This window comes from Acidovorax sp. CF316 (genome assembly GCF_000276605.1).
Lineage (GTDB): Bacteria > Pseudomonadota > Gammaproteobacteria > Burkholderiales > Burkholderiaceae_C > Acidovorax.
On record NZ_AKJX01000095.1, the window covers coordinates 16,987 to 31,568 of the forward strand.

The window sequence follows — 14,582 nt, forward strand, 5'->3', positions numbered from 1 at the left end:
CCAGGAGCATCCACACCATGGAATTGATCAACAACCTGTCGCTGGGCTTCGGCGTAGCGTTCACGTTCCAGAACCTCATCTATTGCTTCATCGGCTGCCTGTTGGGCACGCTGATCGGCGTGCTGCCTGGCATCGGCCCTGTGGCCACCATCGCCATGCTGCTGCCCGCCACTTATGCACTGCCTCCCGTGGCAGCGCTGATCATGCTGGCCGGTATCTACTACGGTGCGCAGTACGGTGGTTCCACCACCGCCATCCTGGTCAACCTGCCCGGTGAATCGTCCTCGGTGGTGACCGTGATCGATGGCTACCAGATGGCGCGCAAGGGTCGAGCGGGGCCGGCGCTGGCGGCGGCCGGGCTGGGTTCGTTCTTTGCCGGCTGCGTGGGTACGCTGATCCTGGCGGCCTTCGCGCCTCCGCTGACCGAAGTGGCCTTCAAGTTCGGTCCTGCCGAATACTTCTCGCTGATGGTGCTGGGCCTGATCGGTGCCGTGGTGCTGGCCTCGGGTTCGCTGCTCAAGGCCGTGGCCATGATCGTGCTGGGCCTGCTGATGGGCCTGGTGGGTACCGACGTGAACTCGGGCGTCGCCCGCTTCAGCTTCGACATCCCGGAACTGACCGACGGCATCGGCTTCGTGACCATCGCCATGGGCGTGTTCGGCTACGGTGAAATCATTGCCAACCTGGCGCGCCCCGATGACGACCGTGAGGTGTTCACCGCCAAGGTCGAGGGCCTGTTCCCCACCAAGGAAGACTTCAAGCGCATGATCCCCGCCGTGCTGCGTGGTACGTTCCTGGGTGCTGCCCTCGGTATCCTGCCTGGCGGTGGCGCCCTGCTGGCTGCCTTCGCCGCCTACACGATCGAGAAGAAGACCAAGCTCAAGCCCGGCGAAGTACCGTTCGGCCAAGGCAACATCCGCGGTGTGGCAGCTCCTGAGTCGGCCAACAATGCCGGTTCGCAGACTTCCTTCATCCCGCTGCTGACGCTGGGTATCCCTCCCAACGCCGTGATGGCGCTGATGGTCGGTGCCATGACCATCCACAACATCCAGCCTGGTCCCCAGGTGATGACCAGCAACCCCGAGCTGTTCTGGGGCCTGATCGCCTCGATGTGGATCGGCAATGCGATGCTGGTGATCCTGAACCTGCCGCTGATCGGCATCTGGATCAAGCTGCTCACGGTGCCCTACCGCTGGCTGTACCCTTCCATCGTGCTGTTCTGCGCGGTCGGTGTGTACTCGACCAATAACAACACCTTCGACATCTGGATGGTCGGCATCTTCGGCCTGGTGGGCTACATCTTCCACAAGCTGGGCACGGAACCCGCACCGCTGCTGCTGGGCTTCATCCTGGGCCCGATGATGGAAGAGAACCTGCGCCGTGCCCTGCTGCTGTCGCGCGGCGACTGGAGCGTGTTCGTCACGCGTCCGCTGTCGGCCGGCCTGCTGGCGGCTGCCGCCCTGCTGCTGGTGATCGTGCTGCTGCCTGCCGTGAAGAACAAGCGCGAAGAGGCCTTCGTCGAGGAGTGATGTCCCCGGCCTGCTTCGACAGCCAACGCAACGGCGCCTTCGGGCGCCGTTGTTTTTTGGCGAGTCCACCCCATGGGGTCCGGGGCACCCCGTGGACAATGGCGTGAACACCTTCCCAGAGCCCTGCATGCCTGCCCCTACCAGCCTCCAGCAGCACCCGCACCGGGCTCTGCTGCACAACGAGATCCATGCCCGCCCGCCCGAGGCCATGGCGGCGCCGCTGGCGATTGCCCACATCGTGATGCTGGCCGACGCTGCCGGGCGCGAAGCCAGCCGGGCCCATGTGGCCGCGCTGCTGCGCAACCACCATCTGGCCCTGCCCGATGCGCACACCACCCACCTGCGCATGGACCTGGGTGCGTTTCGCATGCGCTGGGAAATGCACACGGAGTTCGTCACCTGGACCTTCATGGTGCCGGCGCAGGTGGACGCCTTCGGCGACCGCGACCCCGTGGGCGCCACCGAGGCCGTGCCCCACGAATGGCTGGCGGCCCTGCCCGGCCACTGCCTGTGCAGCCTGAACCTGTGGGTGCTGCCCACGCACACCTTCGGCTCGGGCTCGCTGGTCAAGCATGTGCTGCACGAGGACACGCTGGTCGCCTCCACCGTGGCCGATGGCCATGGCGAGGTGTACACCGACTTTGCGATCCACGCGGACGGCTTCTCGCGCATGGTGCTGCTGGCCGGCGGCATGACGCCGCGCCGCCTGGGCCGGCTGGTGCAGCGCCTGCTGGAGATCGAGACCTACCGCATGGCCGCGCTGCTGGGCCTGCCCGCTGCACGCGAGGCCGCCAGCGTGCTGGCCTTTGCCGAGCGCGAGCTGGCCGAGCTGGCCGATGCCATCCGCACCGCCAACCGCGATGCCGAGCCCGCGCTGCTCGATCGCCTGACGCGGCTGGCCGGCCAGGTGGAGAGCCAGTACGCGGCCACGCATTCGCGGTTTTCGGCCAGCAGCGCCTACTTCGAGTTGCTGGACAAGCGCATCCAGGACGTGGCCGAGTCGCGCCTGGCGGGCATGCAGACCATCCGCGAGTTCATGGACCGGCGCCTGACCCCCGCCCGCAGCACCTGCGAGTGGGCCGCCCGCCGCCAGGACGCGCTGTCGCAGCGCGTCTCGCGCATGAGCAACCTGCTGCGCACGCGCGTGGAGATCGAGCAGCAGCAAAGCAGCCAGGCCCTGCTGGCCACCATGAACCACCGCCAGGACCTGCAGCTCAAGATGCAGTCCACCGTGGAAGGCCTGTCGGTGGCGGCCATCACCTACTACATCGTGGGCTTGGTGAGCTATCTGGCCAAGGGCGCGCAGAAGATCGGCTGGCCGCTGTCGGCCGAGACCACGGCGGCCCTGGCGATCCCGCTGGTGGCCGTGGGCGTGTGGTGGTCGCTGCGCCGGCTGCACCACACCATCTTTCGCAAGCACTGATCCCGGAGCCTGCCCGGCGGTGGGCCATCGCCGATGGCGCTGGCCCACGCACGCAGGGCCGATGGCGCGGTTATTGCTCCCGTGCCACACTGGCGGGCTGCTCGAAGGCGCCTGCAGACCGCAGGCGCCCGACCGTTGACGCGAGAGAAGCCTTTGTCGAACCCCCAGCCCCCCTCGGCCGCCAAGGCCGGCAGCCAACACCTTGCCTCGGGCTTCCTGCTGGCCCTGTTCGGCTCGATCGCCTTCAGCGGCAAGGCCATCATCGTCAAGCTGGCCTACCGCCACGGGGTGGATGCGGTCACGCTGATCATGTACCGCATGCTGTTCGCGCTGCCCATCTTCGCCGCGATGGGCTGGTGGGCCAGCCGCGGCAAGCCGCCGCTCTCGGGCAAGGACTGGCTGGGCATCGTCGGCCTGGGCATCACCGGCTACTACCTGGCCAGCTTCCTGGACTTCGCCGGGCTGGCCTACATCAGCGCCAGCCTGGAGCGCCTCATCCTGTACCTCAACCCCACGCTGGTGATGATGCTCGGCTGGCTGCTGTACCGCCGCGGCATCCGCTGGGGCCAGGCCCTGGGCATGCTCGTGAGCTATTGCGGCGTGGTGCTGGTCTTCGGCCACGAGGCCAACCTGCAGGGCAGCAACACGGCCCTGGGCGCGCTGCTGGTGTTCCTGAGTGCGGTGAGCTATGCCATCTACCTGGTCTACAGCGGCGAGATGGTCCAGCGCATCGGCGCGCAGCGGCTGGTGGGCCTGGCGACCACCGTGGCCTGCCTGTGCTGCCTGCTGCAGTTCGTGGTGCTGCGGCCGCTCTCCGCCGCCGTGGTCGCGCCCGAGGTGGTCTGGCTGTCGGTGCTCAATGCCACGCTGTGCACGGCGGTGCCGGTGCTCATGGTGATGATGGCCATCGAGCGCATCGGCGCCGGCATGGCCGCGCAGATCGGCATGGTGGGGCCGCTGTCCACCATCCTCATGGGCATCTGGATCCTCGGGGAGCCCTTCACGGTGTGGGTGGCCTGCGGCACGGCGCTGGTGGTCGCGGGCATCTTCGTCTTCACCCGTCCGGCCCGCAGGCCCGCGTCCTGAGCGCACGGTGCGGGCAGTTGCCCCGCGGCGGGCAGGGCTGCCCAAGTCCACTTATGATTTGGTGAACGGGGTGCGGTGTGCACTTCCCGATGAATCACGGAGTTGGACATGGATCTGGGTATTGCAGGCAAGTGGGCGTTGGTGTGTGGTGCGAGCAAGGGCCTGGGCTTTGGCTGCGCCCAGGCGCTGCTGAACGAGGGCGTGCACGTCGTCATCAATGCCCGCAATGCCGATGTGCTGGCCCAGGCCGCATCGCGCCTGCAGGCGCAGGGTGCGGCCGGCAAGGTGCAGGTGCTGGCCGTGGCAGCCGACATCACCACGCCCGAGGGCCGCGCCGCGGTGTTCTCGGCGGCCGGCGGCCCCGGGCAGGGCTTCGACATCGTGGTCACGAATGCCGGTGGACCGCCTCCCGGCGACTTCCGCAACTGGGACCGCGACGCCTGGATCAAGGCCGTGGATGCCAACATGCTCACTCCCATCGAGCTCATCAAGGCCACGGTGGACGGCATGGCCGGGCGCGGCTTTGGCCGCATCGTCAACATCACCTCCAGCGCCGTGAAGGCGCCCATCGACATCCTGGGCCTGTCCAACGGCGCGCGCAGCGGGCTCACGGGCTTTGTGGCCGGTGTCGCGCGCAGCAAGCTCGCGTCAGGCGGCGTGACCATCAACAACCTGCTGCCGGGCAAGTTCGACACCGACCGGCTCGCCACCACCATCGGCACCGCGGCGGCCAAGTCGGGCACCAGCGTGGAAGAGTTCCGCCGGGTGCAGCAGGCCCAGATCCCGGCGGGCCGCTACGGCACGGCCGAAGAGTTCGGCGCCATCTGTGCCTTCCTGTGCAGCGTGCAGGCCGGCTACATGACGGGCCAGAACGTGCTGGCCGACGGGGGGGCCTACCAGGGCACGTTCTGAGGGCCGTGCGGCACGGCTGCCTGGTGCGGTGCCAGGGCCTGGCGGCGCCTTGATGTCCGTCAAGGCATGTGGAAAGAGGGGCACCCCAGGTGTTGCAAGGGGTGCTTTTCCGCGTGTTTTCCCGGTATCCAGCCGGGGTTGCGAAGGCACAATGGGCTGATGGACCTGCCGGGGTCCGTTGTGTTTTGCGCACATTTTTCCCATACTTTGGGAATCTAGGACGAACAATAAGGCCGGAGATACCATCGCCATGAACCTGTCCCGTGTCCTGACGAGCCGATTCGCCACGCTGGCCCTGCTGGTTGCCGGAGTGTGGGCGTGCGGCAACGGTGCGGCCTGGGCCCAGGCCGCCGGGGCCGGGCCGGGCGCCAAGGCCCCAGCGCCGTACAAGCTGCGCATCGTCGGGGGGCTGGCCGGCATCAACCAGTACACACGCCAGGAGGAGCCTTTCTGGAGCAAGGAGCTGGCGCGCCTGAGCGGCGGCAAGTTCGATGCCGAGATCGTGCCCTTCGACCGTGCCGGCGTGCCCGGTGGCGAGATGCTGCGCCTGCTGCAGCTCGGGGTGGTGCCCTTCGGCACCACGCTCATGAGCTCCTTCTCGGCCCAGTACCCGGAGTACACGGCGCCCGACCTCGCGGGGCTCAACCCCGACATCGCCACCCTCAAGAGCACGGTGGCGGCGTTTCGCCCCTACCTGGAAAAGGCCCTGCGCGACCAGCACGGAGTCGAGGCCCTGGCCATCTACGTCTACCCGGCCCAGGTGGTCTTCTGCAAGAAGCCCTTGCGCAACCTGGCCGATCTGTCGGGCCGGCGCACCCGGGTCTCCTCGTCGAGCCAGGCCGATTTCGTCGGGGCGCTGGGCGGCATTCCCGTGCTCACGGGCTTTGCGCAGATCGTGACCAGCCTGTCGGCCGGCAACACCGAGTGCGCGATCACCGGCACGATGTCGGGCAACACCCTGGGCCTGCACACCATGACCTCCCACCTGCATGCGCTGCCGGTGAACTGGGGCCTGGCCGTGTTTGCCGCCAACCAGGCCGCTTGGGAGGCCCTGCCACCCGACCTGCGGGCACTGCTGCGCCGCGAGCTGCCCCGGCTGGAAGCCGGCATCTGGGAGGAGGCCGAGCGCGAGACCGCCGATGGCATGGCCTGCAACCGCGGGGCTGCCAACTGCTCCGGTGGGCGCAAGGGCAACATGGTCGTCGTGCCGGTCTCGGAGCAGGACGAGAAGAGCCGCCGCGAGATCCTGGCCTCCACGGTGCTGCCACGCTGGGTGCAGCGCTGCGGCCCGCGCTGCGCCGATATCTGGAACCGAACCATCGGGCCCGTGCGTGGCCTGGCCGCGGCGCCTGGCAAATGAACCCATCCTCGCCTGCCCGCATCAAGATCTACGTCTCGGGGGCGGTTGCCTTCTTCCTCGCGTCGGTGGCACTGGTGGCGGCCACGCTGGTCTGGAATGCGCGCCAGGTGGCGCTGGCCGACAGCGCCACGCAGGCCACGCGTTTCGTGGCCGGTGCCGAGGCGGCGCTCAACCGCTCGCTGCTGTCGGTGGACGTGCTGCTGGCCAGCATGGACGAACTGCTGGGCCTGTCGACCGCCATGGTGGAGTGGATCGACTCCGACGGCGCCAGCCAGCGCCTGCGCAGCTCGGCCCGCCAGAACCTCATGGTGCGCTACGTGGCGCTGGTGGATGCCCAGGGCAAGGTGGTCGCGTCCTCCGACGCGGCAGGCAGCCGGCTGGCGCTGGACCTGCCGGCGGGTTTCCTCGACGAGGTGCTGAACCAGTCGGTCTCGACCCTCATGGTCAGCCAGCCGGTGGTGAGCTTTGCCAGTGCCGAGAAGGTGTTGTACTTTGCGCGCCACCTCAAGATGGCCGACAGCTCGCGCGTGGTGGCGCTGGCCGAACTGCCCGTGGCCTCGCTCAGCTCGGTGCTGGTGCAGGGCGTGGACATCAGCGGCCTGCAGGTCACGCTGGAGCGCGCGGGCGGGCAGATGCTGCTGAGCGTGCCGGGCCGCGAGGACGTCGTCACCCACACCCTGTCCCCCCCGCTCGATACCCTGGACGAAAGCGGCCCGCACTGGCGCGCCCCGGCGCGCCTGAGCGGCGAGGTCGCGCTGGTGGTGTACCGCCCCATCCTGTACCAGGACCTGCGCATCTCGGCCAGCATCCCGCAGCGCGATGCCCTGGCCTCCTGGCGCACCGAGCGCAATGCCGTGGGCCTCACCGCGCTGGCCTTCCTGGCCATGATCCTGGCGGCCGGGGTGTTCGCGCTGCGCTACATCGACCGCATGATGCAGGCCCGCCTGGCCATTGCCCAGAGCAAGGCCACGCTGGACCAGGCGCTCGAATCCATGGTCAGCGGCTTCGTGCTGCTCGATGGCCTGCAGCGCGTGGTGCAATGGAACCGGCGCTTCGAAGAGATCTTTCCCTGGCTCCAGCCCATCCTGGCGCCCCAGGTGCCGTTTCGCAGGGTGCTCGAGGAAAAGGCCCGGCACCACCTGCCGCACGCCTCCGATTCGGAGCGTGCCCTGTGGATCGAGCACCGCCTGGCGCTGCAACTGCAGCCCCAGGGGCCGCACGAGCAGTCCCTGCCCGATGGCCGCGTGATCCAGATCACCGAGCGGGTGACACCGGAATCGGGGCTGGTGATCACCTACCACGACGTGACCGAGCTGCGCCAGGCCAGTGCCGAGATCGAGAGCCTGGCCTTCTTCGACCCGCTGACCAACCTGCCCAACCGGCGCCTGCTCATGGACCGCATGCAGCAGGCCACGGCCGCCAGCGTGCGCAGCGGCCAGCACGGTGCGCTGCTGTTCCTGGACCTGGACCACTTCAAGACCCTGAACGACACCCTGGGCCACGAGGTCGGCGACATGCTGCTGCGCCAGGTGGCGCAGCGCCTGAAGACCTGCGTGCGGCGCGAGGACACGGTGGCCCGCCTGGGCGGCGACGAGTTCGTGGTGATGCTCAGCGACCTCTCGGAGCACAGCAGCGAGGCCGCAGCCTATGCCCGCCGCGTGGGCCAGAAGATCCTGCGCAAGCTCAACCAGCCCTACACGCTCGGGACCCACACCTACCACAGCACCCCGAGCATCGGCGCCACCTTGATGGGCGGTGCCATGCAGCCCTCGGTGGACCTGCTCAAGCAGGCCGACATCGCGATGTACCAGGTCAAGTCCCAGGGCCGCAATGCGCTGTGCTTCTTCGATCCGCAGATGCAGATCGCGATCAGCCAGCGTGCGCAGCTCGAGAGCGACCTGCAGGCGGCCCTGACCGGCCGCCAGTTCGTGCTGCACTACCAGCCCCAGTTCCACCTGGACGGCCGCATCGTAGGGGCCGAGGCGCTGATCCGCTGGCGCCACCCCGAACGCGGGCTGATCACGCCGGGCCACTTCATCGGCGTGGCCGAGGAGAGCGAGCTCATCGTGCCCATGGGCCACTGGGTGCTGCGCACGGCCTGCGAGCAGCTGGCGGCCTGGCAGGGCGACCCGCGCTACCGACATGTGCAGCTGTCGGTCAACGTCAGTGCGCGGCAGTTCCGCCAGCGCGATTTCGTGGCCCGGGTGGTCGAGGTGCTGCGCGAGACCGGGGCCCGGCCGCACCTGCTCAAGCTCGAGCTCACCGAGTCCCTGGTGCTCGACAACGTGGACGACACCATCGCCAAGATGGGCCTGCTCAAGACCAAGGGCGTGCGCTTCTCGGTGGACGATTTCGGCACCGGCTACTCCTCGCTGGCCTACCTCACGCGGCTGCCACTGGACCAGCTCAAGATCGACCAGTCCTTCGTGCGCAACCTGGGCGTCAAGCACACCGACGACGTGATCGTGCAGACCATCATCGGCATGGCGCGCAACCTGGAGCTCGACGTGATCGCCGAAGGCGTGGAGACCCAGGCGCAGAAGGACTTCCTGGCCCTGCACGGCTGCCAGTTCTTCCAGGGCTACCTGATGGGCCGCCCCGTGCCCGTGGCCGACCTGGAAAGCCTGCTCGGTGCCAGCAGCGCGGCACTGGCCTGAAGCGCGGGCCGTCAGCGCCGCGAGGACACCACGATCCCGCCGACGATGAGGGCGAACGCCACGCCGTGGAACAGCTGCGGCGTATCGCCCAGGAAGGCCGCCGACAGCATCGCGGCGAACAGCGGCGTGAGGTTCACGAAGAAGCTCGCCAGCGCCGGCCCGGCACGCTGCACCCCCACGCCCCAGAAGCGGTAGGCCAGCACGGCCGGCCCCACCGCGATGAAGGCCAGCGCGGCAACCAAGGGCCCGCCCCATTCGATGTGCGTGCGCCCGCTGGCCCACTCCAGCCCGGCAAAACTGCCCGACCAGGCCAGGCCGAACACCATCTGCGCCATCAGGAAGGCCGCCCAGTCGCCGCGGATGGTGGCCGGCTCGCGCGTGCCCGAGAGCATCCAGCTGTAGAACGCCCAGGAGATGGTGGCCAGCACCATGAACAGGTCGCCCGGCACCAGGCGCAGGGCCAACAGCTGGCTCCATTCGCCGCGCGAGAGCACCAGCAGCACGCCGCACATCGACAGGAAGGCACCTGCCACCTGGCGGCGCGTGACCGGTGCCTTGAAGAACATGGCCCCCACGGCCAGCATCCAGACCGGCATGCTCGATCCCACCAGCGTGGCGTTGATCGGGGTGGAGGTCTGCAGCGCCATGTACTGCAGCGCGTTGTACAGGCCCACGCCCAGGAGGCCCAGCAGCGCATAGCGGCGCCAGTGGGGCCACAGGGGGCTGTCCCTGCGCAGTACATGGTGCGCCAGCGGCAGCAGGATGCCGAAGGCCAACACCCAGCGGATGAAGTTCAGGGTGAGGGGCGGGATCAGGTCGTGCACCAGCCGGCCCACCACGGCATTGCCGGCCCACAGCATCGGCGGCACCACCAGCATCGCCGCCGTGCCGGGCGAGAGTCTTTGCGTCATGGCGCTAATGTATCGACCCGCGTTGGGCAAGCCTTGCAGATTCATGGCAGGATGGCCGCCGTTCCCAGCCACCAGGAGACCGATCCCATGAGCCTCGCCGTCCAGATCCGCCAGCATGGCGGCCCCGAAGAACTCCACCTCGTCGACGTCACCGTGGGCGAGCCCGGCCCGGGTGAGATCCGCATCCGCCACCATGCCATCGGGCTGAACTTCATCGACGTGTACCACCGCACGGGCCTGTACCCCCTGAACATGCCGGCCACCATCGGCATGGAGGCCGCCGGCGTGGTCGAGGCCGTGGGCGAGGGCGTCACGCACCTGAAGGTGGGCGACCGCGCCGCCTACGCCAGCCAGCCGCCCGGCAGCTACTGCGAGCTGCGCGTGCTGCCGGCCAAGTGCGTCTGCAAGCTGCCCGATGCCATCAGCTTCGAGACCGGCGCGGCCATGATGCTCAAGGGCCTCACCGCGCAATACCTGCTCAAGAAGACGCTGCCCGTGCAGGGCCTCGTGGCCGGCGACCATGTGCTGTTCCACGCCGCTGCCGGCGGCGTGGGCCTGATCGCCAGCCAGTGGGCCAAGGCCCTGGGCCTGCAGCTCATCGGCACCGCCGGCACCGATGCGAAGTGCCAGCTGGCGCTGGCCAATGGCGCGGCCCATGCCATCAACTACAACACCGAGGACTTCGCGGCGCGCGTCAAGGAAATCACCGGCGGCCAGGGCGTGAAGGTGGTGTACGACTCGGTGGGCAAGGACACCTGGGACAAGTCGCTCGAATGCCTGCGCCCCTTCGGCCTCATGGCCAGCTTCGGCAATGCCTCGGGTCCCGTGCCGCCGTTCGCACCGGGCTCGCTCGGTGCCAAGGGCTCGCTGTACGTCACGCGCCAAACCCTGTTCACCCACATCGCCACGCGCGAGAGCACGCAGGCCATGGCCGACGACCTGTTCGCCGTGGTGGCCAGCGGCCAGGTGAAGATCCACATCGACCAGCGCTACCCGCTGGCCGAGGTGCAGCAGGCGCACCGCGACCTCGAAGGCCGCAAAACCACCGGCTGTACCATCCTCACGCTGTGAGCATGCCCGCGCAGACCATTGCCGGGTGGCTGGCGGCGGCACGGGTCGCTGCCCGGCAACCGCCGGCGCAGGCCCGGTTGCCGCTGCAGGTGGCCGGACAGGTGGTGGGCTCGGTGGCCGAAGGCGTGCTGGACATGGTGGCGCCCGCGCTGGAGGGCGGCCACCGCCTGCACAGGGCGGCAGGTGGCTGGCACCTGGATGGCCCGGCCACCGCCGGCCTCAATGCCATCGCCGCCGTGCTGCGCACCCGGGGCCAGTGCGGCCCGTGGCGCAATGAGCAATTGGCCGTGCCCAACGCCCAGGGCGAGGTGATCGCCACCGTGGAGCGTGGTGCCGTGCGCGTGCTGGGCATCGCCACGCGGGCCGTGCACCTGGTGGGCCTGGCGCCCGACGGGCGCATGTGGGTGCAGCTGCGCTCGCGCACCAAGCCCAACAACCCGGGCATGTGGGACACCCTGATGGGCGGCATGGTCGCGGCCGTGGACACGCTCGACCAGGCCCTGGCGCGCGAGACCTGGGAAGAAGCGGGCCTCGCCACGGCGGATCTGGCCGATGTCGCGCAGGGCGGCCATGTGCTGTTCTCGCGTCCCAGCCGCGAGGGCGGCGGCATCGGCTACATGGTCGAGCGCATCGACTGGTTCCGCGCCACGGTGCCCGCGGGCATGGAGCCCGCCAACCAGGACGGCGAGGTCGAGCGCTTCGAGCTGCTCGGCCTGGATGAAGTGCAGCAGCGGGTGGCCCGCAGCGAGTTCACGCAGGAGGCCGGGCTGGTGATTGGCGCCTACCTGGATTCCACCACCGCTGGCGCGTAGCGGCGCGCCTTACTCTGTCGTCACGGCGGCGCGCAGCCGGCTCGGCGCCAGCGCGCCCGCCGATTCCAGGATCGGGTAGGCCACCGAGCACAGCAGCGAGTTGATGCGCTTGAGCTCGCTGATCAGGTCGATGTGCAGCGAGCTGGTCTCGATGCTCTGCACCGTGTTGTCCGACAGGCGCACCAGGTGGGTGGCCGAGTAGGCGCGCTCCAGGTCGCGAAAGCGCGCCTTTTCCTCGAGCAGCTTCTGCGCGTCGCGCACGTTGCCGTTGAGGAACACGCTCATCGCCAGGCGCAGGTTGTCCAGCAGGCGGGCGTGCAGCTCGTTGATCTCTTCCATGCCGGCCTCGGAGAAGTGGCGGCCCTTCTTGATCTTCTTGTCCTCGATGTCGATCAGCACGCGCTCGATGATGTCGCCGATCTGCTCCATGTTGATGGTGAAGCTGATGATGTCGGCCCAGCGCCGGCCTTCGCGCTCGTCCAGGGCCTCGCGCGAGATCTTGGTCAGGTAGTACTTGATGGCCGAGTACAGGCCGTCCACCTCGTCGTCGAGCTTGCGCAGATCCTGCGCCAGCTTGAGGTCGTCGGTGCGGATCACGGTGTGCAGGCCGATCATCATGGATTCGACCACGTCGGCCTGGTGCAGGGCCTCGCGTGCCGCGCAGGAGATGGCCAGCGACGGGGTCGCCAGGGCCGAGGGGTCCAGGTGCCGCGGGCGCGTGCCGGCCGACGAGGCCTGCGCATCGGGCTGCGGCAGCAGCCGCTGCACGGCACGCGCCACGGTGCCCGTGAGGCCGATGCAGATGATGCCCACCACCAGGTTGAAGGCCAGGTGGAACAGCACCACCAGCGTGGCCGTGTCGGGGACATGCGGGCGCACGTGCTGCAGCCACAGGCCGGTGAGCGGCGTCATGATGGCCACGCCGATGATCTTGAAGAACAGGTTGCCCAGGGGCACCTGGCGCGTCTGCACATTGGCCTTCATGGTGGTCAGCACGGCCAGCAGGCCGCTGCCCAGGTTGGCGCCGATCACCAGGCCCAGCGCCACGTCCACCGGGATGCCGCCCGAGCCGGCCAGGGTGGCGGTCAGCAGCACCGTGGCCAGGCTCGAATAGGCCACCACGGCCAGCACTGCGCCGGTGAAGATCTCCAGCAGCAGGTCGCTGGTGAGCGCGCCCAGCAAGGTGCGCACCGTGGGTGACTGCGTCAGCACGGTGGTGGATTCGGTGATCAGCCGCAGCGCCAGCAGCATCAGGCCCAGGCCGATCAGCACGCGGCCCACGCGGCCGGCGGCCGTGTCCTTGCGGGTGATGAACAGCACCACCCCGACGAAGATGAACAGTGGCGACAGCCACGAGAGGTCCATGGAGAACACCACGGCCATCACGCTGGTGCCCACATCGGCCCCGAGCATCACGGCCAGGGCCGCGGGCAGTGTCACCAGGCCCTGGCCGACGAAGGAGGACACGATGAGCGCGGTGGCCGTGCTCGACTGCACCAGCGCCGTGACCCCGATGCCCGACAGCACGGCGGTGATGCGGGTGCTGACGCTGTGCGCGATCAGCTGGCGCAGGTTGGCGCCGAACACGCGCAGGATGCCGGTGCGCACCAGGTGCGTGCCCCAGATCAGCAGCGCGACGGCGGCCAGGAGATTCAGGAGATGCTTCATGAGTAAACGCTAACTTTTCTTATTTTTGACCTGCACTGTGAAGCACGTGCCATGCCCGCTGAGGCTGCCTTGGGGGCAGCCGGGGCCCGCCAGCGGTGGCGCCGCGGGGCAGGCTGGTGCTGCCCGGAACGGACGCGGGAAGGGTTTGCGAAGCCCGCAAACCATGGGAGCGCCCGTTTTAGTCACAAAACTGTCACATTACGGACGCTCTAGCATACTCCTGAATCCATAGCACAGGAACCATGTCCATGACACCGCAAGGTGTGTTGCGCCTGCCGGGCCGGCAAAAAGGCGGGCGGCACCCCGCACCGCGACCGCTTCAATCGATCAGTTGCCCACCGTCGTGGAAGGGGTGGGGCCCCTCGTACACCCCGCTGGCCACGGCATGGCTCACCAGGCGGCCCCCCCCGGGAAGGGCATGCAGGCCGAAGCCGGGCGGCTCCAGCGCCCAGGCCGAGGCCGCATCGGGCGCCAGGTCCAGGCAGACCTGGTGGGCCGGGGACGGGACGGTCATGGCGATCGAACCGCCAAAGCGCACCTGGATGCTGCGGTGCAGGTGGCCGCAGACGATGCGCTCCACGTTCGGGTGGCGTGCCACCAGCGCTTCGAGTTCCGCCGCGCCGCTGAGCAGACCGATGGCGTCCATGTGGCCGATCAGGGTCTGGAACGGTGGGTGGTGCATGGCGATCACCACGGGGCGGTGGCGGTGGGCGTCGAGCGCACCGGCCAGCCAGGCCAGGCGTTCGCGGCACAGACTGCCCTCGCTGGCCCCAGGCACCACGGTGTCCAGCGCGATCAAGGTCAGGCCGCCCACGGGCACGCAGTACTGCACGAAGCCATCGGTACCCAGGTAGCCGTGCTCCGCAAAGCTCTGGCGCAGCTGGGCGCGCTCGTCGTGGTTGCCCGGCAGCAGGTAGGTGGGCAAGGGCCCGAGCGGCGCCAGCAGCGCGCGCAGGTGCGCGTACTCGGCCGCGCGGCCGAAGTCGGTCAGGTCGCCGGTGATCACCAGCGCGTCGGGCCGCTGCGGCAGGCGCAGCATGGTCTGCACTGCCTGCGCGAGGTAGGGCGCGGTGTTGATGCGGCCATAGGCCAGGCGGCCGGGTTCGCGGATGTGCAGGTCGGACAGTTGCAGTAGCAGGGTGGTCATGGAAGT

11 protein-coding genes are annotated in these 14,582 nt (G+C 68.8%); 8 read left to right on the top strand and 3 right to left on the bottom strand.

What is annotated here, in order from left to right; translation table 11 throughout:
- The first annotated feature begins 17 nt into the window (after window positions 1-17).
- The 6 genes from PMI14_RS08685 to PMI14_RS08710 all read left to right on the top strand — a co-directional run bounded on the left by PMI14_RS08685 (window position 18) and on the right by PMI14_RS08710 (window position 8,967).
- A complete protein-coding gene (locus tag PMI14_RS08685; protein ID WP_007852839.1) occupies window positions 18-1,529 on the top strand; it encodes a tripartite tricarboxylate transporter permease in 1,512 nt (503 codons plus the stop codon).
- Window positions 1,530-1,656: 127 nt separating this feature from the next.
- The gene (locus PMI14_RS08690; protein WP_007852842.1) at window positions 1,657-2,952 is read left to right on the top strand and encodes a DUF3422 family protein; all 1,296 of its coding nucleotides are present in this window, start codon (window positions 1,657-1,659) and stop codon (window positions 2,950-2,952) included.
- Between the two features lie 153 nt (window positions 2,953-3,105).
- Window positions 3,106-4,038 (top strand): DMT family transporter, encoded by a 933-nt coding sequence (locus tag PMI14_RS08695; RefSeq protein ID WP_007852844.1) that lies wholly within the window; start codon window positions 3,106-3,108, stop codon window positions 4,036-4,038.
- Between the two features lie 108 nt (window positions 4,039-4,146).
- Window positions 4,147-4,950 (top strand): SDR family oxidoreductase, encoded by an 804-nt coding sequence (locus PMI14_RS08700; protein WP_007852846.1) that lies wholly within the window; start codon window positions 4,147-4,149, stop codon window positions 4,948-4,950.
- 250 nt (window positions 4,951-5,200) lie between these two features.
- A complete protein-coding gene (locus PMI14_RS08705; RefSeq protein WP_007852849.1) occupies window positions 5,201-6,310 on the top strand; it encodes a TRAP transporter substrate-binding protein in 1,110 nt (369 codons plus the stop codon).
- The gene (locus tag PMI14_RS08710; RefSeq protein WP_007852854.1) at window positions 6,307-8,967 is read left to right on the top strand and encodes an EAL domain-containing protein; all 2,661 of its coding nucleotides are present in this window, start codon (window positions 6,307-6,309) and stop codon (window positions 8,965-8,967) included. The genes PMI14_RS08705 and PMI14_RS08710 overlap by 4 nt, the downstream gene beginning before the upstream one ends.
- 11 nt (window positions 8,968-8,978) lie before the next feature.
- Here the strand turns inward: PMI14_RS08710 and PMI14_RS08715 are convergent, their stop codons facing one another.
- Window positions 8,979-9,878, bottom strand: coding sequence for a DMT family transporter (locus tag PMI14_RS08715; protein ID WP_035202930.1), 900 nt, complete (start codon window positions 9,876-9,878; stop codon window positions 8,979-8,981).
- An 87-nt stretch (window positions 9,879-9,965) separates the two neighbouring features.
- Between PMI14_RS08715 and PMI14_RS08720 the strand changes: the two genes are divergently transcribed.
- Together PMI14_RS08720 and PMI14_RS08725 are read left to right on the top strand one after the other, a co-directional pair.
- The gene (locus PMI14_RS08720; RefSeq protein ID WP_007852858.1) at window positions 9,966-10,949 is read left to right on the top strand and encodes a quinone oxidoreductase; all 984 of its coding nucleotides are present in this window, start codon (window positions 9,966-9,968) and stop codon (window positions 10,947-10,949) included.
- Window positions 10,950-10,951: 2 nt separating this feature from the next.
- Complete coding sequence (locus PMI14_RS08725) at window positions 10,952-11,761, top strand: NUDIX domain-containing protein (protein ID WP_007852860.1); 810 nt, start codon at window positions 10,952-10,954, stop codon at window positions 11,759-11,761.
- A gap of 9 nt (window positions 11,762-11,770) precedes the next feature.
- Here PMI14_RS08725 and PMI14_RS08730 read toward each other — a convergent pair whose 3' ends face one another.
- A complete protein-coding gene (locus tag PMI14_RS08730; RefSeq protein WP_007852862.1) occupies window positions 11,771-13,429 on the bottom strand; it encodes a Na/Pi cotransporter family protein in 1,659 nt (552 codons plus the stop codon).
- Window positions 13,430-13,748: 319 nt separating this feature from the next.
- Window positions 13,749-14,576 (bottom strand): phosphodiesterase, encoded by an 828-nt coding sequence (locus PMI14_RS08735; RefSeq protein WP_007852864.1) that lies wholly within the window; start codon window positions 14,574-14,576, stop codon window positions 13,749-13,751.
- Window positions 14,577-14,582: the final 6 nt, after the last annotated feature.

Excerpts from the sequence above, each read along its gene's own strand:
- PMI14_RS08685 (WP_007852839.1), top strand. The coding sequence starts at position 18 with ATGGAATTGATCAACAACCTGTCGCTGGGCTTCGGCGTAGCGTTCACG.
- PMI14_RS08690 (WP_007852842.1), top strand. The coding sequence starts at position 1,657 with ATGCCTGCCCCTACCAGCCTCCAGCAGCACCCGCACCGGGCTCTGCTG.
- PMI14_RS08700 (WP_007852846.1), top strand. The coding sequence starts at position 4,147 with ATGGATCTGGGTATTGCAGGCAAGTGGGCGTTGGTGTGTGGTGCGAGC.
- PMI14_RS08705 (WP_007852849.1), top strand. The coding sequence starts at position 5,201 with ATGAACCTGTCCCGTGTCCTGACGAGCCGATTCGCCACGCTGGCCCTG.
- PMI14_RS08710 (WP_007852854.1), top strand. The coding sequence starts at position 6,307 with ATGAACCCATCCTCGCCTGCCCGCATCAAGATCTACGTCTCGGGGGCG.
- PMI14_RS08715 (WP_035202930.1), bottom strand. The coding sequence starts at position 9,878 with ATGACGCAAAGACTCTCGCCCGGCACGGCGGCGATGCTGGTGGTGCCG.
- PMI14_RS08720 (WP_007852858.1), top strand. The coding sequence starts at position 9,966 with ATGAGCCTCGCCGTCCAGATCCGCCAGCATGGCGGCCCCGAAGAACTC.
- PMI14_RS08725 (WP_007852860.1), top strand. The coding sequence starts at position 10,952 with ATGCCCGCGCAGACCATTGCCGGGTGGCTGGCGGCGGCACGGGTCGCT.
- PMI14_RS08730 (WP_007852862.1), bottom strand. The coding sequence starts at position 13,429 with ATGAAGCATCTCCTGAATCTCCTGGCCGCCGTCGCGCTGCTGATCTGG.
- PMI14_RS08735 (WP_007852864.1), bottom strand. The coding sequence starts at position 14,576 with ATGACCACCCTGCTACTGCAACTGTCCGACCTGCACATCCGCGAACCC.